The sequence below is a fragment of the Mesorhizobium sp. B2-5-13 genome (genome assembly GCF_006440535.1).
GTDB classification, from domain to species: Bacteria; Pseudomonadota; Alphaproteobacteria; order Rhizobiales; family Rhizobiaceae; genus Mesorhizobium; species Mesorhizobium salmacidum.
In genome coordinates this window covers 73225-98162 of sequence record NZ_VFUI01000002.1, presented here as the reverse complement: position 1 = coordinate 98162, position 24938 = coordinate 73225, and the positions used below count along the sequence as shown (strand labels likewise).

Here is a 24938-nt window from a genome sequence, read left to right as displayed (position 1 = left end):
GCGCTGGTTCAACATGGAGGGGTGACATGGACTGGAAATATCTGCTCACAAGCTTTGACGGTCGCATCAACCGGGGCAAGTTCTGGGCTGGCATCGGCGTATTCATCGTTATCGGCGTTATTGCTTTCATTCTCGATGCGATCCTCGGCACGCGGTTCACCACGGCCAGCGGTGCCCAGATCGGCATCATCGGCATCCTCTTCGCGCTGGCATCGATCTATTTCGCGATTGCCCTCTATGCCAAACGCTGGCACGACCGCAACAAGTCGGGCTGGTGGACGCTGATCGGCTTCGTGCCCGTCATCGGCGGCATCTGGCTGCTGGTCGAACTCGGCATCCTCGAAGGCACCAGGGGTGCCAATCAATATGGATCGGACCCGCTTGCCTGAAAAATCGGATCTCAACTGGCTTTTCTTCAAGACCTCGGGCCGCGTCAGCCGCGCGGCCTATTTTCTCGGCGGATTGCTCGTCGCCATCATCCAGGCGTTCCCGCTGTACCGCTTCACGCTGGTGCCGGAGGGCTCGGCCGAGAGCAACATGTGGTCGTTCATCTTTTTCATCGCCTTCATCGCCTCGCTGTGGTCGAACATCGCGCTGGCGGTGAAGCGGCTGCACGACCTCGACAAGCCGGGCATCGCCGCGCTGATCCTGTTCGTGCCGGTCGTCTCGATCGTCGCCTTCCTTGTGTTGTGCCTGTTTCCAGGGCAGCCAGGGCCCAACCGCTACGGCCGGCGCACCAACGAGCCGGCTGAATCAAAGAAATAGAGCATGATGTCGTCCGAAACCGCTTCACACTTTTCGGCATCACGCTCTAAGGGAGCCGACAAGGGGGCCGATCGGATATCTCGCCATGCGCTACCGCACGCTTGATCCGAAACTGATCATCGAAACCGCCGAGCGGCTTGAAGGCCGCGTGGCTGACCGTTTCCCGGACGCCGGGTTGCGCGGCGTCGCCGCCGAACTGGTGTCGTTGTCGCGCGATCTGGCCAAGGCCGCCAAGGCCCTGGAAGCGCCGATCTGGTGGCTGCGTGGCATCATTGTCGCCGCCGTGATCGCCGGTGGGCTGATCTTTCTCTTCGTCGGCACCATCCTGCCGCTCATTCACATCTCCCAGGCCGACGACGCGGTGCAGTCGGTGCAAGGCATCGAAGCCACGATCAACATGATCATCCTCGCCGTGCTCGGCTTCCTCGCCCTGATCCGCACCGAGGAGCGCATCAGGCGCAAGCAGGTGTTTCGCCAGTTGCACGGCCTGCGTTCGCTGATCCACGTCATCGACATGCATCAGCTGACCAAGGATCCGGCGGCGCTGTCGGCCAGTTTCAAACCGACCTCGCATTCGCCGGCCCGCATCACCAACGCCGCGGATCTCGCGCGCTATCTCGACTATTGCTCCGAAATGCTGTCGATCACCGGCAAGATCGCGGCGCTGTTCGCCCAGTCCGTCAATGACGCTGTCGTCATCGACGGCGTCAACGACGTCGAGAACCTGGCATCCAACCTGTCGCGCAAAATCTGGCAGAAGATCACGTTGATCGACGGCCGGCCGGCGACGCCACAACCTTCTCCGGCGCCAGGCCCGGCGAGCCGAGCCGCTCGGCTTCCGCCACGCGCACCAGGGCCCTGATCCGCTGGACCGTCGGCGCCGGCGTGCCGGCTTTTTCAGCGAGCCGCAAAACAGCACCCTGCAGGTCGTCGATCTCGGTCGGCCGGTCGCGCCGCAGATCGTCCCACATCGACGAACGCGCCTCGGGGTCGATCGCCAGCATGCGCCGCGCCAGCAATTTGAACAGCCAGTCGGGCAGCCTGAGCACCTTCGACAGCAGCGCCGGCCGCACGCCGGCGATGCGCGCCGGCTCAACGCCGGAGGCCTTCATGGCCCGCAGCGCCTCGTCGATCTGGCCGGCGAGGATCAGCCGCCAGCGCCTGTCGGCGAGTTCGGTTGCCAGCGGAAGGCCCGACAGCGCCACCAACGCATTGTTCAGGTTCATCAGAAGCTTGCCCCACAGCACGGCCTTCATGTCGTCATGCGATTGGACAGCGAGACCTTCGACGTCGAGAAGGCCGGCAAGGCCGGCATCCCCATCCTCGACCATCACCTTGCCATCGCTGGCGCGGTGGACGCGCAGCGGCAGCTCTCCATCGGCTGATTGCACGACATTGAACGGCACCATGCCGGCCAGCACCGTTTGCCGGCCAAGCGCCGCGCGCAGCCTGTCGGCATTGTCGACGCCGTTCTGCAGGCTCACGACCACGGCATCCGGACGGGCATGGGCCCTGATGAGTGCTGCCATATCCTGCGTCGCGCCGCCCTTGACGGTGACCAGGATCACGTCGGCCTCCGCCAAGGCGGCGGCAGGATCGGTGGTGACGGCAAGCGCTTCGGGCTTGATCAGGCGATCGCGGCCGTCGAGGTCGCTGACGCGCAATCCGCCCTGCCGCAGCGCTGCCTCGACGCGCGGCCTGGCGAGCAGGACAACCCGCCGCCCGGCGAGCGCCAGGCAGCCGCCGGCATAACAGCCTATGCTGCCGGCGCCGGCAATGACGATCCTCTTTTCGCCGTTTGCCATCTCTTACTCCGCGTCGGCCAGAACTATACGACATGAAAACCATAATGTCGGCGGTATCGTCGGCCATTGGCTTGGCCCTATGTCTGGCAGTGACAGGCCTTTCGCTTTCGACTATCGCTTTTGCCATGACGCTGCCGACTGACCCCGCCGCAAACCTCGTCTCTCTCATCCGCTGTGCCTCGGTGACGCCAGCCGAAGGCGGCGCCCTGAGCGCGCTCGAGGCTATGCTGAAACCGCTCGGCTTTCTGGTTGATCGGCCGGTGTTCTCCGAGGACGGCACGCCCGATATCGAGAACCTCTATGCACGGCGCTCCGGCAACGGCCCGCATCTGATGTTCGCGGGCCATACCGACGTCGTGCCCATCGGCGACGAAGCCGCCTGGACGCATCCGCCTTTCGCCGCCGAGATCGCCAATGGCGAGATGTATGGCCGCGGCGCCGTCGACATGAAGGGCGGCATTGCCTGCTTCATCGCCGCGGTGGCGCGCCATGTCGAGGCAAATGGCGGCCCGAAGGGCTCGGTATCGCTGCTGATCACCGGCGACGAGGAAGGTCCGGCCATCAACGGCACGGTCAAGCTGCTCGAATGGGCCGCGTCCAAAGGCGAAAAGTGGGACGCCTCGATTGTTGGCGAGCCGACCAATCCGGACACGCTCGGCGACATGATCAAGATCGGCCGGCGCGGCTCGATGTCGGGCAGCATCACCGTCAATGGCCGCCAGGGCCATGCCGCCTATCCGCAGCTTGCCGACAATCCGGTGCGCGGGCTGATGAGCCTGGTGGACGCCTTGCTGCATCCCGTCTTCGACAAGGGAACCAAGGATTTCCAGCCGACCAATCTGGAGGTGACCTCCATCGATGTCGGCAACCCGGCCACCAACGTCATTCCTGCCAAGGCGACCGCCACCTTCAACATCCGCTTCAACGACAGCTGGACGGCAGAGACGGTCCAGGCGGAAATCCACAACCGCCTCGATCAGGCCGCGGGGCGCAAGAAATACCGGCCAGGCAAGAAGACGCCGGTCGACTATGACTTGGTCTGGCGCGACCGGCCGAGCCATGTCTTCCTGACCCGCGACGACAGGCTGGTCGAGACGCTGAGCGGCTCGGTCAAGGCGGTGGTCGGCAAAACGCCGGCGCTGTCCACCTCCGGCGGCACATCGGATGCGCGCTTCATCAAGGATTATTGCCCGGTGGTGGAATTCGGCCTGGTCGGCAAGACCATGCACATGGTCGACGAGCGCGTCGCCATCGCCGATCTGGAAACGCTGACGCGGATCTACCAGCGCTTCATCGATGACTGGTTCGGACAGGGCTGAGCATGCTTACCGCGGACGAAACCCAAGCTTCGCTGACCGGCGCCTGGCGGCTGATGCTCGGCAAGGTCGACGGGCTGCGCCTGCTCGACCTGTCGGCCGACGGCTTCTGGAATTCGTTCTTCGCCATCATCGTCGCGGCACCGGCGCTGATCGTCGGCTGGGTCGGCATCGCCAACGAGATCAGCGATCCCGATGCCTTCGCCGGCCGCTTCAGCATGCTGGTGCGGCTGGCGACGGTCGATATCGGCTCCTGGGTGCTGCCGCTGGTCGCGCTCGCCTTGGTGGCACCACGCGCCGGCATTGGCGGGCGCTTCGTCCACTATGTCGTCGCCAGCAACTGGGCCTCGGCCATCACCGCCTGGCTGATGCTGCCTTCGGCGCTGATCAGGCTTTTCCTGTCGTCGACAAGCCAGGTCGCGAGCCTGGTGTCGCTGCTGTTGTTTTCCCTGTCGATGGTGCTGACCTGGCGCATGACCACCGCCACGATCGGCAGGGGCGCGGCGGTCGGCACCGCCGTTTTCGTCGGCATGTTCATCGCTTCGCTGCTGGCGCTGTTCGGGCTGCAGATGCTGCTTGGGATCAGCGTGCCGGACGATGTCGGGGCCCAGAGCCTTTCCGGGCTCTATCCCGGATAGAGCGAGGCTCTTATCCCGGATAGAACCGTGTTCTATCCGGGATAATCGACGCCTATCAGGAAAAGTCCATCGGGCGGCGCTACCTGACCGCAGGCGGCGCGGTCTCGCGCCTCGAGCGCGGTCTTGAGATCGCCTGATGTCCAGCCGCCCTCGCCGACCCGCTTGAGCGAGCCGACCATGGAGCGCACCTGGTTGTGCAGGAAGGACCGCGCCGAGGCTCTCACCTCGATCACGTCGCCCGTCCGGCTCACATCGAGCCGCTCCAATGTCCTGACCGGGCTGTTGGCCTGGCACTGGGTGGAGCGGAAGGTGGTGAAGTCGTGCCGGCCGAGCAGGAGCTTCGCCGCCTCATGCATGGCCGCGGCATCGAGCCGCTTCGGCACCCACCACACCTTACCCTTCTCCAGCGCCGAGGGCGCCCGCCGGTTGAGGATGCGGTAGAGATAGTGCCGGCCGATGGCCGAGAAACGGGCATCGAAATCGTCCGGGGCGATCGTGGCCTTCAGGATGACGATGCGCGCGCCGGCCACCTGCAGGTGTGCATTGATGGCATCGCGCACCTTGTCGTCGGGCCACGCCTTGGCAAGGTCGACATGCGCCACCTGCGCGGTCGCGTGCACGCCGGCATCGGTGCGGCCGGCGGCGCGCAGCCGGACCGCCTCGCCGCAGAATTTCTCGATCGCCTGTTCGATCGCCTGCTGCACCGAAGGCTGATCGGCCTGGTGCTGCCAGCCGGCAAACAGGCTGCCGTCATATTCGATGTCGAGGCGAAAACGCGGCATGCCGGTCGGTTATACGCCCTCGCCTAGGCGGCGAGAGCGGTAAAGGCGGAGGCGTAGACCAGTCTGCCGGCTTCGGGTGCGTCGCCCCAGGCCAGCGCCTGCAGCGCTTCGCCTTGGTATTGGCTTTCGAACTTTTCAGCCCGGGCGTGGCTATAGCCGAAACGGCCGTAATAGGCCGGATCGCCCAGCACGACAGCCAGCGTCTCGCCGGCATCCCTGAGCCGGATATGGGCCTCGCGGATCAGCGCGCCGCCGATGCCGGAGCCGTGAAAAGACGGCTCCACCGCCAACGGGGCAAGCGCCACGGCGGCAAAACTGTTGCCGCCGCTCTGCACGAACAGCCGCGAAAACAGGATGTGGCCAACGGCCTGGCCGTCCTCTTCCGCCACCAGTTCGACGACAGCGTCACCGCCGGTCACCAACGCGTCGACCAGTCCGGCCTCCGTCTGCTGGCCGAATGCGTGTTCTTCGACGAGGCGAATGGCCTCGCGGTCCCGCGGCGTCGCCGCGCGTATCGACATCATGCTCATGAGAATTTCAGTCCTTTTTCGATCTTGGCTCCGCGCAGGAACTCCGACGCGGCAGCGGGCCTTCCGCCCGCACGTTGAACTTCGACCACCCTGATCGCGCCTTTTCCGCAGGCGACCGTCAGCCGGTCATCGAGAATTCCTCCCGACTCGCCCAAATCTTCCGAAAGCGACAGGCCTTCGGATAGCGTCGAGCGAAGCAGTTTCAGCCGTTCGATGCGGCCGCCAATGTCAATCTCGGACCAGGCGCCAGGAAAGGGCGACAGGCCACGAATGTGGTTGTGGACCTCGGCCGCGGGCCGTGTCCACTCCACGCGCGTCTCGGATTTATCGATTTTCCTGGCGTAAGTCACCCCTTCGGCCGCTTGCGCGGTAAATGTCAGGATGTTCTCTTCCAGCCGTGCCAGCGCTTCCGCCATCAGGGCAGCGCCAACACTCATCAACCGATCATGCAGATCGCCGGCTGTCATATCGGGGTCGATGGCGCATTTTTCAACCAATCCCACCGGACCCGTGTCGAGGCCCTCCTCCATGCGCATCACCATCATGCCGGTCTCGGTGTCGCCGGCCATGATGGCGCGCTGCATGGGCGCGGCGCCGCGCCAGCGCGGCAAAAGCGAAGCGTGGCCGTTGACGCAGCCAAGCCGGGGTGCCTCCAGAACCGCCTTGGGCAGGAGCAAGCCATAGGCGACAACCACGGCGATATCGGCGCCAAAGGCGGCAAAAGCGGCCTGTTCGGCCTCGCCCTTCAACGATGTCGGCGTGCGCACCTCGACACCCAGCCGCTCGGCCTCGCGCTGCACGCGGGACGGCGTCAACTCCAGCCCGCGCCGGCCTGCGGCGCGCGGCGGCTGCGTATAAACAGCTGCTATCTCATGACCGGCTTCAGCGATGGCACGCAGCGTCGGCACCGAAAACTCCGGCGTGCCCATGAAGATGACGCGAAGGGGCATTTTCTTTTGCGGCCTTGTTCCTGCCTTGCCGTGACCCGGCTCAGGCACTCGTTTCAAACGGGTTTACGAGCTTAAGGTCAAGCCCGTCGAAGTCGCGAACATTGCGGGTTGCCAGCGTGGCGTCATGCGCGAGACAGATCGCGGCGATCATGGCATCAGCAAGGCTGATTGGGCGCCCGAGCCGTTCCCGCGTCGCTCGGAGCTTGCCGGCAAGGCGAGTGATAGAACCAGCAAATTCCACGACGCGACCGGAGAACTGCTTCGAGATCAGGTGATCGAGAGCACGGACATGGCGATCGGAGCCGGTCTTGTTCAGAAATCGTCCGGCACCGAAGGATTGCTCCATGACGACAGGGCCGCACAGGTACAGGTCAAGCAACTCCTGTTTGCGAAACCATTCGACCACGTTCGCGTCGGGTGCCGTCCTGCTCGTTTCGGAAATGACGTTGGTGTCGAGGACGATCACTCGAAATCCTCGGCCGGGCGCCCAAAGTCGCGTTTTCTATCCGCTTCGATCTCGTCCATGATCTCGGCGAATTCGTCGTCGATCGCATTCTCCGTCGCGAACGCGGAGCGTATATTGTCCCATGCCGACAGACCGGGCTCTGGCTTGGCCTCCTTTTCGGCGACCATGCCTTTCCGTAACAGATCGATTGCTTTTCCCGATAGGCTCTGGCCGCCGCTTCGTGCAGCCTGTTCGATTTCGCGTTTCAACGGCTCGGGAATGTCCCTGATCAGCATATCGCCCATGCAATTCTCCAACGTTGATATCAATGATATCACAGCTAAGATTGTTGCTCAATGGATTCTGCGCTCGGTACCCTATCCCGCCAGCTTGCCTGGCGCCTTGTCCCTGGCGAGCTTCTTGAACTTCTTCACCACCATGTCGCGCTTCAGCTTCGAGATGTGGTCGATGAACAGCACGCCGTTGAGATGGTCGATCTCGTGCTGCAGGCATGTCGCCATCAGCCCTTCGGCCTCCATCTCCTGCAGCGTACCGTCGCGGTCGAGATATTTGACCCGCACCGAGGCCGGGCGCTCGACCTCGGCATAATAATCGGGGATCGACAGGCAGCCTTCCTCGTAGACGGACCGCGCGTCGGCGCTTTCGAGAATCTCCGGGTTGATGAAGACGTGCGGCGCCGGCGTTTCGTCTTCCTTGGCGAGGTCGATCACCAGCATGCGCAGCGGTTCGCCGATCTGGATAGCCGCCAGCCCGATGCCGGGTGCGTCATACATGGTCGCCAGCATGTCGTCGGCCAGTTTGCGCAAGGGCGCGTCGACGCGCTCCACCGGCTTGGAAACCTGGCGCAGGATGGGGTCGGGAAGGATGATGAGCGGCTTGATCGGCATGGCGTTTCACCTAAGACCTCAAAAGAAAGGCGTCAACCGGTAGGCCTGAGCCTCGTTCACGTTTTGATCTGTGCCGGCCTGCCGAATCGGCTATGCTGTCCACATGAATGATCTGAGCACCATCCTTTCGGAGCCTGTCGTACGGCTCGGCGCCTCGACAATCACGCTCGGCCACGCGCTTGCCTTCGGCGTCTTGCTGTTTCTCGGTCTGTTCGTGGCGCTCGTCGCTGCGCTGTGGCGGTCGGCCAAGGCGCGCGCGGTCGCCGCCGCGGAAGCCGCCGACCATGCCCGCGACGCCGAGACACGCATGGCTGGTATTTTGCAGGCGCAGGCGGAAATGCAAGGCCGCATGGGGGCTATTGCCGAAGTGTTCGGCGCCCGGCAGGCCGAATTGACGCAATCGATCGGCCAGCGGCTCGACGCCATGACCGGCCGCATCGGCCAGACCATGACCGAGCAGACCAAATCAACGCATGAGAGCCTGGCGAAGCTGCAGGAGCGGCTGGCGGTCATCGACACCGCGCAAGGCAACATCCAGTCGCTTGCCGGCCAGGTCGTGCAGTTGCAGGCGATCCTCTCCAACAAGCAGACGCGCGGCGCCTTCGGCCAGTCACGGATGGAGGCGATCGTCGCCGACGGCCTGCCGCATGGCGCCTATGAATTCCAGGCGACGCTGTCGAACGGCAGCCGGCCGGACTGCCTGGTGAAAATGCCAAACGGCGCGCCGTCGCTTGCCATTGATGCCAAATTTCCGCTGGAAGCCTGGAACGCCATCCGCGCCGCCGACGGGGCCGACCTGCAGAAGGTCGCGGCCCAGGCCTTCCGCCGCGACATCGAGGTCCATGTCCGCGACATTTCGGAAAAATACCTGCTCCAGGGCGAGACGCAGGACACGGCCTTCATGTTCGTGCCGTCGGAATCGGTGTTCGCCGAAATCCATGAGAATTTCGAAGCGGTTGTCCAGAAGGCGCACCGCGCCCGGGTCATCATCGTCTCGCCTTCGCTGCTGATGCTGTCGATCCAGGTCATCCAGGCGATCCTCAAGGATGCCCGCATGCGCGAACAGGCGCATCTGATCCAAGGCGAAGTCATCAGGCTGATGGAAGACGTCCAGCGTGTCGACGAGCGGGTGCGCAAATTGCAGGGCCATTTCGGCCAGTCGGCCAAGGACATCGAAGACATCCTCGTCTCGACCTCGAAAGTGACCAAGCGCGGCCAGAAGATCGAGGCGCTGGAATTCGGGGAAGGCGAGCCCGACGCCCCACACGGCGCCAAGGTGGAGGCCGCACCGCGCGTGGCCGATTCCAAGACGGGACAGCTGAGGCTGAGGGTCGTCGAAGGCGACGACTGAACGCTACTGCTCCTCCACTGTGGTCATGCCCTCGAATTCCGGAAGCCAATGCAGCGCCGAGCGGTGCCATTTCTGGTGTCTCGGAACCAGGTCCTGGCGCTGCCGCGAGGTCCCGGCCCTGATGCCATAAACCTTTGGACCGTCGCCGACCGAGGTCGCATAAAGATGCGAGCCGCAGTCGGCACAAAAAGCCTGGGCACGCTTGGCGCCGCTCGCCACGGTCTTGATATAGATTTTCGGCGCGCCCCTGGTGATCCGGTAGTGATCTTCCTGCGTGGGAACAGTGACGCGAAAGGCCGTACCGGTCAGCTGTTGGCAATCGGTACAGTGGCAGATCGAGGTCTTTTCCGGGTCGACCTCCGCCTCATAGGTGATGGCACCACAATGACAGCCGCCGTCGATCTTCATCGTCATTCCTCCAACATCGATCAGGTAATCTTAGTGGCGCGGCGACGCGAAGCAACGGCGCGGCGCTGGTCCAGAGGCCAAGGCATGATCAGGAAGAGGGGATTTTCGGATCATGGCCAAACTCTATCCGGACGCGGATTCGATCAGCTTGCGCCGCTTTTCCCAGGTGCCTGACGTCTGCGGCTTGACGAACAGCCGCGTGATCTCAGGCATTTCCTTCCTTAGCCGGGCCTCGAGACGCTCGACGCAGGCCTCAATGTCCGGCGCCGCCAGATGGTCCTCGAATTCGATGCTCAGGGCGGCAACGATCTCTTCCGGTCCCATATGCACGGTCAGCACACCGTTCGCCCGCTGCACCGCCGGATCCTGCTGGACGATCGCCAGCACCTTCCTCTGCACCTCGGGTGAGGCCGGCTCACCGATGAGCAGGCCCTTGCTTTCACGCGCCAGGAAGATCGCTGTCGCGCCGAGGATGAGCGCGATGCCGATCGAGGCGGCGCCGTCGAGTTCGGGCATCTCGAAAATCTCCGCCGCCGATATGCCGGCAAAGGCGACCGTCAGGCCGAGAAGGGCCGCGCTGTCTTCGAACAGCACCGTATAGACGCTCGGGTCCTTGCTCGATTGCACGGCTTCCAGCCAGCCTTGCTTGCCCTTCTGCCTGCGGAATTCCTTCAGCGCCACCAGCCAGGAACTGCCTTCGAACAGGAAGGACAGGCCGAGAACGACGTAGTTCACCTTGACGTTGGCGACCGGTTCCGGCGCCATGATGTGGATGATGCCCTCGTAGAACGACACGCCGGCGCCCAGCGCGAAGACCAGAAGGGCGACGATGAAGCTCCAGAAATAGAGTTCACGGCCGTGGCCGAGCGGATGGGTGGGGCTGGCCGGGCGTGCGGCCCGGTGCATGCCGTAAAGCAGCAGGCCGCCATTGCCGGTATCGACCAGCGAATGCACGCCTTCCGACAGCATGGCCGAACTGCCGGTGAAAAAGGCTGCCGCGAACTTGGTCAGCGCTATGGCGAGGTTGCCGGCGAGCGCCGCATAGATGACCGTTCTGGAGCCGCCATGCCCTGCCATGCAGGTCTATCCTCTTGAGGTACAATGTAGCGGCCCTGCCGCGGAGCTGCACAGCCATCACAACGCGCCAATCGTCGGGTCGTTCAACGTCTTCGAAACCTGCCGGCAACAACGCCAGCTATTCCTGGATTTCGTCCGTCCATACCTTGAAGCCCGCAAGCATGCCTGGCCCGAAAATATGGGTCAGCGGCACGTCCGCCGCGTCACGGCCCGAGGCGATCAGGATGCGGCCGATACGTGGCGCGTTGTTGCGCGGATCGAAAGCGTGCCAGCGGCCGCCGAGGTAGACCTCCATCCAGGCGCAGAAATCCATGCTCGCCCAGGGCTTCGGCATGCCGATGTCGCTGATGTAGCCTGTGCAGTAGCGCGTCGGGATATTGAGTGCCCGGCAGAATGTGACGGCGAGATGCGCGAAATCGCGGCACACGCCACTCCGTTCACGCCAGGCTTCCGCGGCGGTGCGCGTCACCCGTGCGTTGCCGTAGTCGAAGGCGATGTGGTTGTGGACGAAATCGCACACCGCCTGCACGCGCGGGATGCCGGGCGGCGTATGGCCGAACAGCCGCCATGCCTCGCTTGCCAGGAGGTCGCTTTCGCAAAACCGGCTGGGCAGCAGGAACAGGAGCGTTTCCGCCGGCAGGTCGCGCACCTCGTGCTGCCACGCCATCAGCTCGCCCATCTCGAGTGTGCCGGGTCGCGGATCACCGCATCGGTACCGAAAGTGAAACGCCCGGGCGGAGCGACGAACCGGTTGCACCAGTTTCCGAAACTGTCGCGATAACTTTCAATCGGCACCGGCGGGCTGGAGGTCAGAAAATCCGGGCGCTCAAGATCGGAAGCGCGGGAATAATGGACATTGAGCATTGCGATGAGCGGCGTCTCCTGCGGAAAATCGAAGCTCATCTCGCAGCCGATGTGGATCCGCATTGTCGTCCTGACCGGCCTGCCTGACGATCACCCGGCGGTGCACGGGTCGATGCTGCAGTGCGAAGACAACCATGGCATGGACCGCCCGGGTTTACGAGCAAATTAGAAACCGGTTGAAAGCGGCCTGCCGGCGTTGGCAGCAAGCACTAGCCTCTTGCAGTCCGGCGTTTGTCTTGTTTCACTCCGTCTCCCGCAACAGGAGGAACGAATCATGGCCAAAGGTGCGATGAAGGCAGGCAAGGAAGCCCGCAAACCAAAGAAAGACGCCAAGAAGCCTGTAGCCGCTCCGGCCCTGAAGGCGCCGCCGGTCAAGGCAATGAGGATCAAGGAAAAGTAAGTCTCGGCAACACGACGGGGCGGGACTTCACCGGCGGCATTCGACGATGCCGCCGGCACGTGTTGATCGGGCGTTCGGACAGCCCTATGTCGACGACGCGGGGACGACCTCGCACTTTCCGAAAAAATTCGGTCGGGACGACCCGCCATTGTCGACTGAGCATCCGAGGCCGGAGAGGCTGGATGTTCCGATGGAGCGTTGCGATGTCCTGGACTTTACTGTTTTTCGCCGGCCTGTTCGAAATCGGCTGGGCGATCGGCCTCAAATATACCGACGGCTTCACCAGGCTTGTGCCGACCGTGCTCACGGTCGCTTCGATGATCGTCAGCCTCACCTTGCTCGGCCTGGCGCTGAAGGCGCTGCCTGTCGGCACCGCCTATGCGGTGTGGACCGGTGTCGGCACAGTCGGCACGGCGCTGCTCGGGATCTGGTTGCTGGGCGAGCCTGCCACGGCGATCAGACTCGGGTGCATCGCGTTGATCGTCTGCGGTATCATGGGGCTGAAATTCGCGGCTTGAACGGCCCTGTCCGCCGGCAGACGGTATCGACCGGGCCGATATCCCCGGACGTCAAGCCGATATCCCCGGACGTCAAGCCGACATCCCTGGATGTCAAGCGACATCCTGGATGTCAAGCCGATATCCAGGAATGCAGGGGCTTCCGGTGGCAACATGGACAAACGCGAAAAGGGCCGCGCCTTGGCGCGTCCCTTGTTCATCATCCGTCGCGGCGAGTGCGCTCTTAGCGACCCGTAAAGCCGGGAGGTGTCCTGCCGGTGCGCTGCTTGCGTGCCGCATAGCGCGCGTCGCGCTTTGCCTTGCGCTCGGCTTCATCGGCAAGCAAACGAGCAATACGCTCGTTCTCCTCGGCTTCCCGAAGCTTGGCATCCGCTTGCGCTGCCTCTTCGGCGGCAATGCGCGCCGCTTCGGCTGCGGCCTCACGCTCGGCCTTCTCAATCGCCTCGCGTGCCAGCTTTTCCTGCTTCAGCTTGGCCTTCTCGGCCTCGCGGATCTCCCGAGCCGCAAGGATCGCCTTGCGTTCGGCCTGTCGTGCCAGCACCGCAGGATCGTCTGCTGCCGGCTTTGACTTGAAGCGCTCCAGAAGCGCCTTCTTTGCCTCGGTCGCGGCATTGCGCCGCTCGAAAATGTCTTTTTCCCTGTAGATAGCCAAGTCCACTTCCTTGAAGTCTATTCGCGACGCTTACATACGCGCGAAAACCGGGAGTTCAAGCGCCAAAACGGCATGCCAGCCATGAAATTCCGGGATGTTGCACCGGGGAGACGCATTTCCCGCCGAAATCGACATGCACTGTTCACCAGCCGCCCTCTGGCGGCGTGGCGGGCGTGTCGCTACCTCTAGCGCGACAATCAACACACTGGGATGACATCCAAATGGAACTCGGCCTCTACACTTTTGCCGATGTGAGCCCTGTGCCGGGTCCCGGCGCCATCGGCCCGCATGAGCGGCTGCGCAACCTGATCGACGAGATCGAACTGGCCGACCAGGTCGGCCTCGATGTCTTTGGCCTCGGCGAACACCATCGGCCGGACTATGCCGCCTCGGCGCCGGTCGTGGCTTTGGCCGCGGCGGCGGAGCGTTCGAAGCGCATCAGGCTGACCAGCGCGGTCACCGTCCTGTCCTCCGACGATCCGGTGCGCGTTTTTCAGCAGTTTTCCACGCTCGACCTTCTGTCGGGCGGCCGCGCCGAGATCATGGCCGGGCGCGGATCGTTCATCGAATCCTTCCCGCTATTCGGCTATAACCTCGAAGACTATGACGAACTGTTCGCCGAAAAGCTCGACCTTTTGCTAGCCATCCGCGATCAGGTGAAGGTGACCTGGTCAGGCAATCTGCGCGCGCCGATCAACGATCGCGGCATCTATCCCAGGCCCTTCCAGGACAGGCTGCCGGTCTGGATCGCCATTGGCGGAACGCCGCAATCGGCCGCCCGCGCCGGCGCGCTCGGCCTGCCGCTGGCGCTTGCCATCATCGGCGGCGAACCAGCGCGCTTCGCGCCGCTGTTCGACATCTACCGTGAGGCAGCCAAGCGGGCCGGCAGCGATCCGGCAGGGTTGGCCACCAGCATCAACGTGCATGGCTTCATCGCCGGGACGACCGAGCAGGCGGCGGACGACTTCTACGGCCCGCAGGCGGAAGTGATGAACCGCATCGGTCGAGAGCGTGGCTGGGGCCCGACATCGCGCGCGCACTTCGATCAATCGCGTGGTGCCAATGGTGCCCTGTTCGTCGGCAATCCGGAGCAGGTGGCGGAAAAGATCGTCGCCCAGCATAGGATCTTCGGCAACGACCGCTTCCTGCTGCAAATGGCCATCGGCACCATGCCGCACGCCAAGATCATGAAGGCGATTGAGCTTTACGGAACCAAGGTGGCGCCGGTCGTGCGCAAGGAAACGGCGAAACCCCCGCCGGCCGTGGCGGCGCCTGTCGCGTGAACTTAGTGGGACTCCGCAAGGATAGGGCTTGTTCCATGGGCCCTCCGATAGGTTTGGCTATCACGTTGCCCGGTGCGAGGCTGTATCCATCATCGCGGCATGATGGATTTCGGTCGCCTCGTCGGCTGGGAACATGCACTCGATGCGCAGTTCCTGGGCGGCGACGGTTTGGGGGGTTCCCACCGTGGTAACCATCGAAAAATAGTTCAGGCGGCGACCGTCCTTGATGAAGCCGAGCGGAATGACCGGCATGAAGCCGATCGCCACCGGATTTTTCCAATCACTGTTCACGTCCGGATAGGCGAGCAGCGCCGCCAGCAATTCCCTGGTCTTTTCGTCGACGACGCGGCCGATGGATTCGCGATAGACCCGCTCGAACAGGCTCCGCGCCACGTCAGGCCAATTGGCGACGAACGGGCGCATGCCTTCGGGATCGAACATGAGGTGGAGCATGTTGCGCAGCCCTTCCCGAGCGGCCATATTTCGGGTCCGACGGCACCCTGCCATCCCGGATCGCCTTGACTTCGCTTTCGGCAATCCCGTCCTCCATGGCGAATGTCGAATGCGCGGCGACGGTCCAGGGGCATTTGATGGTGACCGCGTTGGTCAGCAACAGCACCTGCTTCTCGATCTCGTCGAAGCTTCCGCCGTGAAAGCTGCCGAAGCTGCTGACGAAACCGTTGAGGAGAACCGGATTGTTGGCCATCGTCGCCATGACGTTCGGAAGAAAGCCAAACCTCTCCTCCAGCGCCTTCAACGCGGGCCTGGATTTCTCCGGCGCCGACTCGGTTGTTTGAAGGGTAAATCTTTGCATCGTGATGTCCTCTTTTCAGGGTAGCGCGTAATCGCACGGGCGATCTTCGCCACGCCAGCCTTGCGATCCCACGGTTGCGAAGGCCTGCTCCCGTACCAGGCCCGCCACGTGCCCGGACTCAATTACACGGCATGTAATACGGAACACTCGCAGCCGAGCGTCCGTTGAGCTACCGGCGGCAGGACCCCGCAACGGCGGCCCGTGCCGTCAGTGCCGGCTAACGGAACCTTGAAGCCGTGCCGGCGTTTTCCGTCTGCGGATTGCATCAGTTGTGGTGTGCCGCCGAGGGACCACGATGAAAGCCGAGTCCGCCGCTTTGGGCGCAGGCGTTGCCGAAGCTGAAGAGTCGCGTGTGGCGGCGCGCGCAGATACACGCCTGATGCGCTCGCTGCTCATCGGCATCTTCCTGTTCATGACCGTCTATGCGCTCTATTTCGCGCGCGCCTTTTTCATGCCGGTTATTCTGGCCTTCCTGCTGACACTGACACTGACGCCGATCGTGCGGCTGCTGCGCAAGCGCGGCATTCCCGAAGTGGTTTCGGCGACGCTTCTGGTGCTTGTGTCCATCATCGTCTTCGCGAGCGCCGGCTATGTGCTCAGTGGCCCCGTCATCGATCTCATCAACAACACCTCGTCCATCGGCCAGCAACTGACCGAACGCTTGGCGCAGCTGCGGCGGCCGGTCGAGAGGATCATGGATATTGCGCACCAGATCGAAGGGCTGACCGAGACATCGCAGGAACCGGGCGTGCAAAAGGTCGCGGTTGCGCAGTCAGGCTTCCTCTCATCGGCGGCGAGCAACATTCTGTCGGCCGGGACAAGCCTGACCATCATCTTCGTGTTGTCGCTGTTCCTGCTCGCCTCGGGCACGATGTTCTACGAAAAGATCATCCAGTCCTTCGCCAGCCTCACCGAGAAGAAGCGGGCGCTGCGCGTCGTCTACGATGTCGAGCGGGAAATCTCGCACTACCTGCTCACCGTCACCATCATCAACACCGGCCTCGGCACGGTCATCGGCCTAGGCCTGTGGGCGCTCGGCATGCCCAATCCGCTGGTCTGGGGCGCGGCGGCCGCCCTGCTCAATTTCCTGCCCTATGTCGGGGCCATGATCACGTTTGTCCTAGTCACGGTCATCGCGCTGATCAGCTTCGACACGATCGCCTATGCGTTATTGGCGCCTGCCTTCCTGGTATTGTGTGACATCATCGAAGGCCAGTTCGTGACGCCGATGGTGGTCGGGCGGCGGCTCGAGATCAACGCCGTGGCGATCTTCATCGCCATCGCATTCTGGTCATGGCTGTGGGGCTTCGTCGGCGCGCTGATGGCGGTGCCACTGCTGGTCGTCGTCAAGGTGTTCTGCGACCATTTCGAGAGCCTTAGCCATGTCGGCAATTTTCTCGCCGCCCAACATACGGCGGTCATCGAGGAGGAAGCCGAGGAGCAGGACGGCACGGCCGCCGGCTAACCGGCGTACGGTTTGCGGCGGCGGGTTCGAATGCCTATATCCGCCCGATCAGTGCCTGGTGCCCTTCCGATGAACGACGCTCCCTTCGACCTCGACGCCTATTTCGCCCGGATCGGCCATGCCGGGTCCAGGGATGTTTCGCTCGACACGCTGAAGACGCTCCATTTCCTGCATCCGCAGGCGATCCCCTTCGAGAACATGGATCCGTTTCTGGGGCGGCCGGTCCGATTGGACGCCGCATCGCTGCAGGACAAGATCGTCCTTGCCGGGCGTGGCGGCTATTGCTTCGAGCACAATCTCCTCTTCATACATGCGCTGAAGGCGCTTGGCTTCGAGGTCGGCGGCCTTGCCGCGCGTGTGCTCTGGGGTCAGAGCGAGGACGCGATCACTGCGCGCAGCCACATGCTTTTGCGCGTCGAGCTCGATGGCCGGACCTATATAGCCGATGTCGGCTTCGGCGGCCTGACCCTGACCGCCCCGCTGCTGTTCGAGCCTGGCCTCGAACAGACGACCCCGCACGAAACGTTCCGCATCGCCGAAACCGGCGATCACTTCCGCCTGCAGGCCGCCATCGGCGGCGACTGGCGCTCGCTGTATCGCTTCGACCTGCAGCCGCAATATGAGGTCGACTATTCCATCGCCAATTATTTCCTGTCGACCAATCCGGCATCGCATTTCCTGACCTCGGTTTTGGCGGCTCGCGCCGCGCCCGACCGGCGCTATGGCCTGCGCGGCGATCGCCTGTCCATCCATCACATCGATGGCCGCACCGAGCAGAAGCATATCGCCACTGCCGCCGAGCTTGCCGACGCGCTGGAAGGCCAGCTCGGCGTCACCATCCCCGACCGCACGGCCTTCGAGGCCCGGGTGCGCGAGAAGAAGATCGTGGAGACCAGCATATGACCGAACTTTCCGTTCTCGACCTGTCGCCGATCGTCGAAGGTAGCGATGCCTCGCGCTCGCTTGCCAATTCGCTCGATCTCGCTCGCCACGCCGAGCGGCTCGGCTACAAGCGCTACTGGCTGGCCGAGCACCACAACATGCCAGGCATCGCCAGTGCGGCAACGGCTGTCGTCATCGCCCATGTCGCCGGCGGCACCAAGACCATTCGTGTCGGCGCCGGCGGCATCATGCTGCCCAATCATGCGCCGCTGGTGATCGCCGAGCAGTTCGGCACGCTGGCCGCCTTGTTTCCCGGCCGGATCGATCTTGGCCTCGGCCGGGCGCCCGGCACCGACATGAACACGGCGCGGGCGCTACGCCGCAACCTCGAGGCCGGGGTCGACAATTTCCCGCAGGATGTCGTCGAGCTGATTGGCTATTTCCTGCCCGCCGAGGAGGGCCAGCGCCTGCGCGCCGTGCCCGGCGAAGGCCAGACGGTGCCGATCTGGATTCTTGGGTCGAGCCTCTACGGCGCGCAGCTCGCCGCCATGCTCGGCCTGCCCTACGCCTTCGCCTCGCATTTCGCGCCGGCGGAACTGGATCACGCGCTGGACATCTACCGTTCGCGCTTCCAGCCGTCCGAACAACTCGACAAGCCACATGTCATGCTCGGCCTCAACGTCTTTGCAGCACGCACCGACGCCGAGGCACGGCTGCTGTTCACCTCGCTGCAGCAGGCCTTCGTCAATCTGCGCACCGGCAGGCCCGGACGATTGCCGCCGCCCGTCGAGAATTATGACCGCGATCTCGACCCGATGGCCAAGACCATGCTCGGCCAGGCGCTGTCCTGCGCCGTCGTCGGCTCGCCGGAAACGGTCCGCCAGGGCATCGATGCCTTCGTGCGCCGTACCAGTGCCGACGAGCTTATGGTCACCGCGCAGATCTTCGATCATGCCGCCCGTGTGCGGTCGTTCGAGATTTTAGCCGAGGCTCACAAATCTCTGTCACAGGCCGCCTGAAGCGAATAAGCGGCCAGCCGCTTTTGCCGACGTCGATGCTCTGCTAAATGCGGGTATCCTTCGCAACAGCGAGCCTTGCCTTGCCCCATGATCTCGATAGACGCGAGCAGTTTGCCATTGATCTGGCGCGGCGTGCCGGCGAACTCGGCCTGAAATATTTCCGCGATCTCGACAGCCTGACCATCGAAAGCAAGGGCCACCAGGACCTGGTCTCGCAGGCCGATCGCGAGGTCGAGCTGTTCATCCGCGCGGCAATCGCGGCCGACTATCCGCAGGACGGCATCGTCGGCGAGGAGCACGCCTCGGTCGCCGGCTCGACAGGCCATGTCTGGGTGATCGACCCCATCGACGGCACCGCCAATTTCGTCCGTGGCATTCCGGCCTGGTGCGTGGTGATCGCCTGCGCCCGTGATGGAGAGACGATCGTCGGCGTCATCCACGAACCGTCGACCGGCGAGACCTTCCACGGGAGGCTGGGCGGCGGCGCCTTCGTCAACGGCAGGCCGGTCAAGACAAGTGCGGCGGCCAGCCTGGAAGAGGGCTCGGTGGGCACCGGCTTCTCAAACCGGGCCGAGGCCGAAAACATCGCCGTGCTGATCAAAAAGATCCTGGCCGAGGGCGGCGTCTTCTTCCGCAACGCGTCCGGCGCGCTGATGCTTGCCTATGTCGCCTCGGGGCGGCTGCTCGGCTATGTGGAAGAACACATGAACCCGTGGGACTGCGTGGCCGGCATGCTACTGATCGAGGAAGCCGGCGGCACAATCCTGAAGGCGGATCCGAAGACGGTGCTGCAGAGCGGCACACAGGTCATCACGGGCGGCAAGGGCGTCTTTTCGAAACTGCAAGAACTGTGTTCTGGTGTTTTCACGTCCTGATCAATTTCAGGAAGCACGACGTTATCCGAAAACCGCTTCACACTTTCGGCATTTAGGCACTCACGCTGTGCACCACCGCGCCTAGCGGCCGGCATGAATTGCGGATCATCAGCCGGCCCTTGAGGACGAGCTTGCGCGGTGGCGCATCCCGGTTGCCGGCGAGACGGTCGAGCAGCAGATTGGCCGCCTGTTCGCCGATCGCCTGCACCGGCTGCGCCACCGTGGTCAGTTGAGGCTGGAACACGTCGGACCAGGGAAAATCGTCGAAGCAGGCTACCGAAATATCCTCCGGACAGGACAGCCCGATGTCGCGGATCGCCTTCATGGTTCCGATCACCATCGGGTTGTTGGCCGAGAAGATCGCGCTTGGCCGGTCATGCAGCGACAGCAGCTGCATGGTTGCGTTGTAGCCGTCGATCTCGTGGAAATTGCCGGAGCGAACCAGCTCTTCGGCCACCGGCAAGCCGGCGGCCTGGAGCGCCTCGCGATATCCGGTCATGCGGTCATGCATGGGTGAAATGTCCGAGGTGCCGGTAATGTAACCGATGCGGCGGTGGCCGAGATTGATCAAATAGCTCATGGCGTCGAACACCGCGCGCTGGTTGTCGAGAACCACGGCGTCGGTGTCGACGCCCTCGCACAGACGATCCATCAGCACGACCGGCACATTGGCGTCGGCGACGATCCGCTTGAGGATCGCGCCATCCCCGACGCGCGCCACGATCAGCCCGTCGACCATACGGTCGAGCAGCAGCCTGATCTGGTCGTCCTGGGTGTTCAAATCCTCGTCGGTGCAGCACAGCATGACGGCGTAGCCGGCGCGGTCGAAGGCCTGTTGGATGACCGAGACGACATCGGTGAAGAACGGGTTGGTGATGTGCGGAACGGTCAGGCCAATGGTGCGCGTCGTGCCCATCTTCAGGCTGCGGGCGATGGCGTTGCGCTTGTAGCCGATATCGCGGATCGCCTGCTCGATGCGGGCGCTGAGCTCGGGGCTTACGGTCGCCGTGCCGTTGATCAGCGCCGACACGGTGGCGACCGAGACACGCGCCGCTTCAGCCACGTGAAGCATAGTGGGTGCGGTGGATTTGCGCTGTTTTTTTCGCCCTGACGCTGTCATTTTCGAAACGTTTCACCACCCCTTGCCGCCAATACCTACGGAATCTTGCCGTTTTAGGCAAGAATCGAAATGAATCAAAGTTGCGCTACCCCCATATCGGCTTGACATGATCGAAACGTTTAGATTAGCGTTCAAGTAGCTGACGAGGACGGAAGGGAGGCCGCTATTGTCATGGAACAGAACAATTCCCTTTCCTCGACGCGCAGTGCGGCGTCGGATCGCTCGGACATCGTTCTGAGTGCCGAGTATATTTCCAAGAGTTTTGGCGGCATCGCCGCCTTGGTCGACGTCGGCTTCGAATTGCGGCGCGGCGAAGTCCATGCCTTGATGGGCGAGAACGGCGCCGGCAAGTCGACGCTGATGAAGATCCTGTCCGGCGTCTATACCGGCTACGAAGGCACGGTCAGTATCGACGGCCGGCCGGTCAGCTTCGCCGGCGTGCGCGATGCCGAGGACGCGGGCATCGCCATCATCCACCAGGAACTCAATCTGGTGCCGGAGCTAAGCGTCGCCGACAACATCTTTCTCGGCCGCGAGAAGCTGATTGCAGGACTGATCGTCGACCGTAAGGCGAGCAGCCGCGCGGCAAGCGCCCTGCTGCAGCGGCTCGGCATCGAACTCGATCCGGACGCACGCGTCGGCGCCTTGCGCGTCGGCGAACAGCAACTGGTCGAGATCGCCAAGGCGCTGTCGATGTCGGCGCGCATCCTGATCATGGACGAGCCGACCTCGGCGCTGTCGCCGGCCGAATGTCAGCGGCTGTTCCGCATCATCGGCCAGCTTGCCGATAGCGGCGTCGCCATCGTCTACATCTCGCATCGCATCGACGAGGTCATGCATCTGGCCGGCCGCGTCACCGTTTTCCGCGACGGACGCCATGTGCTGACGCGGCCGATGGCCGAGCTTGACGAGAATGCCATCATTTCGGCGATGGTCGGACGGGACCTGCTCGCATCCTCTCAAGGTGAGCGGGATCCCGGCGGCAGAACCGTGCTTTCGGTCAGCGACCTGTCGCTGTCGAAGCCCGACCGCCAGGGCTGGCGGCAGGTGATTAGCGGCGTCATCTTCGATCTCGCCGCCGGAGAGATTCTGGGCATTGGCGGCCTGCTGGGCTCCGGCCGCACCGAGATCATGGAAGCGATCTTCGGCGCGAGCGATGGCCGTGCCGGCGGCGAGATCAGGCTCGACGGCCAGCCCGTGGATATCCGCTCACCACGCGATGCGCGGCGGCTGGGCATCGCGCTGGTCACCGAGGACCGCAAGACGCAAGGCCTGCACCTGCAGGCCTCGATATCGGACAATGTGGCGCTGCCGCTGGTCGGCGCGCTGGCCCGCTTCGGCATCCGCTCGCTGGCGGGCGAACAGGGGCTGGCGCGGCAGGCGGTCAAGGCGCTCGGCATCCGCTGCCGGGATATCGACCAGCCCGCCGGCACGCTGTCGGGCGGCAACCAGCAGAAGGTCGTCATCGGCAAATGGCTGGCGACGAGGCCGAGGGTGCTGTTGCTCGACGAGCCGACGCGCGGCATCGATGTCGGCGCCAAGCGCGAGATCTACGACCTCATCTTCCGGCTGGCGCGCGATGGCCTCGCTATCGCCGTCATCAGCTCCGAGCTGCCGGAATTGCTGCATCTTTCCGACCGCATCCTGGTGATGGCCGATGGCCGCCAGACAGGCATCCTTTCCCGCGACGCGGCGAGCGAGGAGGCCATCATGCGCCTCGCGGCGCCGCGCCGGACCCTATCGAGACCCGCCGCATGACCGCACTGAAACTCCTGTCCCGCACCAAGCTCTATTGGGGCCTGATCGCCATCTTCCTGATTGGCGTGCTCGGCTCGCCGGTGAGTTCCAAGGGCAACAACATCTTCCTCTCCTACGGCAATCTGCTCGACGTGCTGCGCCAGGTGTCGACCACCGGGCTGATCGCGACCGGCATGACGGCGGTGATCATCACCGGCGGCATCGACCTTTCCGTCGGCTCGCTGATGGCCATCTGCTCTGTGGTGTGTGCCATGCTGCTGACGGTTCCCGGCGTGACGCCGGGCGTCGTGCTGGGCGTGCCTACCGTTGCCCTGGTTGCGCTGTGCCTCGGCATCGTCGTCACGCGCTTCATCCTCCTCAATTTGCAGAAATCCCGCGCCGGCTCGGATGCCGCCGCGCGCGACGTCAGGCTGGACACCATTCGCGGCCTGGTCACGCCGGCGATCGTCGGCGTCGTCCTGTGCTGCCTTTCGCTCTGGTACCTGCTGCCGCAGATCGAGCCTAAATTCGGTGTTCTCGGTGTGCTGCTGGTGGCGCCCTGCGTCGGCCTGCTGTTCGGCGCCATCAACGGTTTCATCATCGTCGGCGGGCGGCTGCAGCCCTTCATCGTCACGCTGGCGATGATGGTGACGGCGCTCGGCATCGCCCGGCTCACCGCCGGCCAGAACAATGCCGTGCTGCCGGTCTATACCGGTTCCAACGCCACCGCCGACTTCGAGCTGCTGCGCTCGCTGGTGTTCGGCGTCATCCCCATGCCCGGCCTGTTCTTCCTCGGCGCCATCGTCATCTATGGCGCGGTGCTGCGCTTCACGCCGTTCGGCCGCTATGTCTATGCCATCGGCGGCAATGAGGAGGCGGCCCGGCTTTCCGGCATCGCCGCCGGGCGCGTCAAGATCGCCACCTACGCCATATCAGGCCTGCTCGCCGGTATTGCCGCCGTGCTCTACGTGGCGCAATACCGGCAAGGCAAGCCGGACGCCGGCGCCGGGCTGGAGCTCGACGCCATCGCCGCCGTGGTCATTGGCGGCACCAGCCTGATGGGCGGGCGCGGCAGCCTGATAGGGACCTTCTGCGGGGTGCTGATCTTCGGGCTGCTCTCCAACATATTGCAACTCCACAACATCAATTCGAACCTTCAGCTGGTGCTGAAGGGGATGATCATCATCGGCACCGTGCTCGTGCAGGAGCGCAATGCCGGTGATCTGCTGGCCTATCTGCGCCTGCCTGGAGCGGCGCACAAGGAAACGGCCGCCGCAAAACGGCCGTCGCAAGAGACACCGTCTCTCAATCTCGGAGGAAACAAGAAATGAAACGACGTGACATGCTGAAGCTTGCCGCACTCGGCGCGGCATTGCTGACCACCACGGCACTGCTCTCCACCGGCCATGCCTTCGCCCAGGATAAGAAGTGGAAGATCGGCTTCTCGCAGGTGACCACCATCGAGCCCTGGCGCGCCCAGTTCAACAAGGACATCATTGCCGAGGCCGCCAAGCATCCGGAGGTCGAGCTGATCATCACCGATGGCGAGGACAAGACCGAGAAGCAGGTCGCCGACGTCGAAAACCTGATCCGCCAGGAGGTCGACGCGCTGCTGGTATCGCCGAAGGAATCGGCTGGCCTGACCGGCGTCGTGCAGCAGGCGATCGACGCCAAGATCCCGGTCTTCGTGCTCGATCGCAATGTCGACACCAAGGATTACACGCAGTTCGTCGGCGGTGATAACAAGCTGATCGGCCGTGCGGCCGGTGAATATGCCGTCGAACTGCTCGGCGGCAAGGGCAAGGCGGCAGGCAATGTCGTCGAGATCTGGGGCGGCATGGGCACCCAGCCGGCGCATGACCGTCATGACGGCTTCCATGAATTCACCGACAAGGAGCCGGGCATCAAATATCTGCTCGACCAGCAGTCGGGCGACTGGAAGCAGGACCAGGCCTACAATTTGATGGCCAACGCGCTGAAGACCAACGAGAAGATCGATCTCGTCTACGGCCATAACGACCCAATGGCCTACGGCGCCTATCTCGCCGCCAAGGATGTCGGCCGCGAGAAGGACATCAAGTTCATCGGCATCGACGGCCTGCCCAACGAAGGCGTGCAAATGGTGAACAAGGGTGAGCTGACGGCGACGTTCACCTATGTCACCCCAGGTGCGGAAGGCTTGCGCCAGGCGATCAAGTTCCTCAACGGCGAGAAGGTCGAGAAGACCATCACCTTGCCGACCGAGAAGATCACCAAGGAAAACGCCGCCCAGGTGCTGAAGGACAACGGCCTCTGAGGCGATGCTCTTCTGCCGGGCGCTGATGGCGCCCGGCA

Annotated in this window: 29 protein-coding genes and 1 pseudogene; 16 read left to right on the top strand and 14 right to left on the bottom strand. The window is 63.6% G+C overall.

From position 1 onward, the window contains the following. Positions 1-26: 26 nt before the first annotated feature. The 3 genes from FJ434_RS03770 to FJ434_RS03760 all read left to right on the top strand — a co-directional run bounded on the left by FJ434_RS03770 (position 27) and on the right by FJ434_RS03760 (position 1627). Positions 27-389 carry a DUF805 domain-containing protein gene (locus FJ434_RS03770; protein ID WP_027143827.1) on the top strand — a complete coding sequence of 121 codons (363 nt, stop codon included), beginning with the start codon at positions 27-29 and terminating at the stop codon, positions 387-389. Further along, positions 382-765, top strand: coding sequence for a DUF805 domain-containing protein (locus tag FJ434_RS03765; protein WP_246672860.1), 384 nt, complete (start codon positions 382-384; stop codon positions 763-765). Before FJ434_RS03770 ends, FJ434_RS03765 begins: the two co-directional genes overlap by 8 nt. A gap of 85 nt (positions 766-850) precedes the next feature. Continuing rightward, positions 851-1627 carry a hypothetical protein gene (locus FJ434_RS03760; protein ID WP_140748826.1) on the top strand — a complete coding sequence of 259 codons (777 nt, stop codon included), beginning with the start codon at positions 851-853 and terminating at the stop codon, positions 1625-1627. On the opposite strand, the gene FJ434_RS03755 is transcribed toward FJ434_RS03760, so the two are convergent. Beyond that, positions 1527-2570 carry a 2-dehydropantoate 2-reductase gene (locus FJ434_RS03755; protein ID WP_140748823.1) on the bottom strand — a complete coding sequence of 348 codons (1044 nt, stop codon included), beginning with the start codon at positions 2568-2570 and terminating at the stop codon, positions 1527-1529. The genes FJ434_RS03760 and FJ434_RS03755 overlap by 101 nt on opposite strands. Positions 2571-2695: 125 nt before the next feature. Between FJ434_RS03755 and dapE the strand changes: the two genes are divergently transcribed. Continuing rightward, positions 2696-3889 carry a succinyl-diaminopimelate desuccinylase gene (dapE, locus tag FJ434_RS03750; protein WP_140715494.1) on the top strand — a complete coding sequence of 398 codons (1194 nt, stop codon included), beginning with the start codon at positions 2696-2698 and terminating at the stop codon, positions 3887-3889. Positions 3890-3891: 2 nt separating this feature from the next. Further along, positions 3892-4524, top strand: coding sequence for a transporter (locus FJ434_RS03745; protein WP_140715492.1), 633 nt, complete (start codon positions 3892-3894; stop codon positions 4522-4524). A gap of 32 nt (positions 4525-4556) precedes the next feature. On the opposite strand, the gene truA is transcribed toward FJ434_RS03745, so the two are convergent. The 6 genes from truA to def all read right to left on the bottom strand — a co-directional run bounded on the left by truA (position 4557) and on the right by def (position 8139). Continuing rightward, positions 4557-5306: a tRNA pseudouridine(38-40) synthase TruA gene (truA, locus tag FJ434_RS03740; protein ID WP_140748820.1), complete on the bottom strand. Its 750-nt coding sequence runs from the start codon at positions 5304-5306 to the stop codon at positions 4557-4559. A 23-nt stretch (positions 5307-5329) separates the two neighbouring features. Then, positions 5330-5836, bottom strand: a complete 507-nt coding sequence (locus FJ434_RS03735; RefSeq protein ID WP_140715488.1) for an N-acetyltransferase — start codon at positions 5834-5836, stop codon at positions 5330-5332. Then, positions 5833-6786 (bottom strand): methionyl-tRNA formyltransferase, encoded by a 954-nt coding sequence (fmt, locus tag FJ434_RS03730; protein WP_140748817.1) that lies wholly within the window; start codon positions 6784-6786, stop codon positions 5833-5835. The genes FJ434_RS03735 and fmt overlap by 4 nt, the downstream gene beginning before the upstream one ends. 40 nt (positions 6787-6826) lie before the next feature. Continuing rightward, the gene (locus FJ434_RS03725) at positions 6827-7252 is read right to left on the bottom strand and encodes a type II toxin-antitoxin system VapC family toxin (protein WP_140748814.1); all 426 of its coding nucleotides are present in this window, start codon (positions 7250-7252) and stop codon (positions 6827-6829) included. After that, positions 7249-7536 carry a plasmid stabilization protein gene (locus FJ434_RS03720; protein ID WP_140508365.1) on the bottom strand — a complete coding sequence of 96 codons (288 nt, stop codon included), beginning with the start codon at positions 7534-7536 and terminating at the stop codon, positions 7249-7251. Before FJ434_RS03720 ends, FJ434_RS03725 begins: the two co-directional genes overlap by 4 nt. Positions 7537-7608: 72 nt before the next feature. Then, positions 7609-8139, bottom strand: a complete 531-nt coding sequence (gene def / locus FJ434_RS03715; protein ID WP_027143816.1) for a peptide deformylase — start codon at positions 8137-8139, stop codon at positions 7609-7611. Positions 8140-8242: 103 nt separating this feature from the next. Here def and FJ434_RS03710 point away from each other — a divergent pair, with 103 nt between their 5' ends. Next, entirely contained in the window at positions 8243-9490 is a 1248-nt protein-coding gene (locus FJ434_RS03710) for a DNA recombination protein RmuC (RefSeq protein ID WP_140748811.1), read from the top strand. 3 nt (positions 9491-9493) lie between these two features. On the opposite strand, the gene FJ434_RS03705 is transcribed toward FJ434_RS03710, so the two are convergent. The 3 genes and pseudogenes from FJ434_RS03705 to FJ434_RS03695 form a co-directional block, all read right to left on the bottom strand. After that, positions 9494-9898 carry a GFA family protein gene (locus tag FJ434_RS03705; RefSeq protein ID WP_140748808.1) on the bottom strand — a complete coding sequence of 135 codons (405 nt, stop codon included), beginning with the start codon at positions 9896-9898 and terminating at the stop codon, positions 9494-9496. Between the two features lie 123 nt (positions 9899-10021). Continuing rightward, positions 10022-10975, bottom strand: coding sequence for a cation diffusion facilitator family transporter (locus FJ434_RS03700; RefSeq protein ID WP_140748805.1), 954 nt, complete (start codon positions 10973-10975; stop codon positions 10022-10024). A gap of 118 nt (positions 10976-11093) precedes the next feature. Beyond that, positions 11094-11902, bottom strand: a pseudogene (locus FJ434_RS03695) (transglutaminase family protein). Between the two features lie 211 nt (positions 11903-12113). Here FJ434_RS03695 and FJ434_RS30435 point away from each other — a divergent pair. Together FJ434_RS30435 and sugE are read left to right on the top strand one after the other, a co-directional pair. After that, entirely contained in the window at positions 12114-12239 is a 126-nt protein-coding gene (locus FJ434_RS30435; protein ID WP_023772267.1) for a hypothetical protein, read from the top strand. Between the two features lie 203 nt (positions 12240-12442). Further along, the gene (gene sugE, locus FJ434_RS03685) at positions 12443-12757 is read left to right on the top strand and encodes a quaternary ammonium compound efflux SMR transporter SugE (protein WP_140748802.1); all 315 of its coding nucleotides are present in this window, start codon (positions 12443-12445) and stop codon (positions 12755-12757) included. A gap of 223 nt (positions 12758-12980) precedes the next feature. On the opposite strand, the gene FJ434_RS03680 is transcribed toward sugE, so the two are convergent. Next, a complete protein-coding gene (locus tag FJ434_RS03680; protein WP_015314444.1) occupies positions 12981-13409 on the bottom strand; it encodes a DUF6481 family protein in 429 nt (142 codons plus the stop codon). 221 nt (positions 13410-13630) lie between these two features. Here FJ434_RS03680 and FJ434_RS03675 point away from each other — a divergent pair, with 221 nt between their 5' ends. After that, the gene (locus FJ434_RS03675) at positions 13631-14692 is read left to right on the top strand and encodes an LLM class flavin-dependent oxidoreductase (RefSeq protein ID WP_140508356.1); all 1062 of its coding nucleotides are present in this window, start codon (positions 13631-13633) and stop codon (positions 14690-14692) included. Between the two features lie 60 nt (positions 14693-14752). Here the strand turns inward: FJ434_RS03675 and FJ434_RS03670 are convergent, their stop codons facing one another. Beyond that, complete coding sequence (locus FJ434_RS03670) at positions 14753-15145, bottom strand: hypothetical protein (RefSeq protein WP_348640955.1); 393 nt, start codon at positions 15143-15145, stop codon at positions 14753-14755. Further along, positions 15087-15449, bottom strand: a complete 363-nt coding sequence (locus FJ434_RS03665) for a hypothetical protein (protein ID WP_181165944.1) — start codon at positions 15447-15449, stop codon at positions 15087-15089. Before FJ434_RS03665 ends, FJ434_RS03670 begins: the two co-directional genes overlap by 59 nt. 352 nt (positions 15450-15801) lie before the next feature. Here FJ434_RS03665 and FJ434_RS03660 point away from each other — a divergent pair, with 352 nt between their 5' ends. From FJ434_RS03660 to FJ434_RS03645, 4 genes are all read left to right on the top strand, one after another. Then, the gene (locus FJ434_RS03660) at positions 15802-16971 is read left to right on the top strand and encodes an AI-2E family transporter (protein WP_140508354.1); all 1170 of its coding nucleotides are present in this window, start codon (positions 15802-15804) and stop codon (positions 16969-16971) included. Positions 16972-17040: 69 nt separating this feature from the next. Further along, positions 17041-17874 carry an arylamine N-acetyltransferase gene (locus FJ434_RS03655; RefSeq protein WP_140508352.1) on the top strand — a complete coding sequence of 278 codons (834 nt, stop codon included), beginning with the start codon at positions 17041-17043 and terminating at the stop codon, positions 17872-17874. Continuing rightward, a complete protein-coding gene (locus FJ434_RS03650) occupies positions 17871-18872 on the top strand; it encodes an LLM class flavin-dependent oxidoreductase (RefSeq protein ID WP_140715476.1) in 1002 nt (333 codons plus the stop codon). The genes FJ434_RS03655 and FJ434_RS03650 overlap by 4 nt, the downstream gene beginning before the upstream one ends. Positions 18873-18952: 80 nt before the next feature. Continuing rightward, positions 18953-19747, top strand: coding sequence for an inositol monophosphatase family protein (locus tag FJ434_RS03645; RefSeq protein ID WP_140715474.1), 795 nt, complete (start codon positions 18953-18955; stop codon positions 19745-19747). 52 nt (positions 19748-19799) lie between these two features. Here the strand turns inward: FJ434_RS03645 and FJ434_RS03640 are convergent, their stop codons facing one another. Next, complete coding sequence (locus FJ434_RS03640) at positions 19800-20819, bottom strand: LacI family DNA-binding transcriptional regulator (protein WP_140508347.1); 1020 nt, start codon at positions 20817-20819, stop codon at positions 19800-19802. 219 nt (positions 20820-21038) lie between these two features. Here FJ434_RS03640 and FJ434_RS03635 point away from each other — a divergent pair, with 219 nt between their 5' ends. The 3 genes from FJ434_RS03635 to FJ434_RS03625 are packed head-to-tail and all read left to right on the top strand — an operon-like array spanning position 21039 to position 24900. Further along, positions 21039-22625: a sugar ABC transporter ATP-binding protein gene (locus FJ434_RS03635; RefSeq protein ID WP_140748799.1), complete on the top strand. Its 1587-nt coding sequence runs from the start codon at positions 21039-21041 to the stop codon at positions 22623-22625. Further along, complete coding sequence (locus tag FJ434_RS03630) at positions 22622-23935, top strand: ABC transporter permease (RefSeq protein ID WP_140508343.1); 1314 nt, start codon at positions 22622-22624, stop codon at positions 23933-23935. Before FJ434_RS03635 ends, FJ434_RS03630 begins: the two co-directional genes overlap by 4 nt. Continuing rightward, complete coding sequence (locus tag FJ434_RS03625; RefSeq protein WP_140508341.1) at positions 23932-24900, top strand: substrate-binding domain-containing protein; 969 nt, start codon at positions 23932-23934, stop codon at positions 24898-24900. The genes FJ434_RS03630 and FJ434_RS03625 overlap by 4 nt, the downstream gene beginning before the upstream one ends. Positions 24901-24938 lie beyond the last annotated feature (38 nt).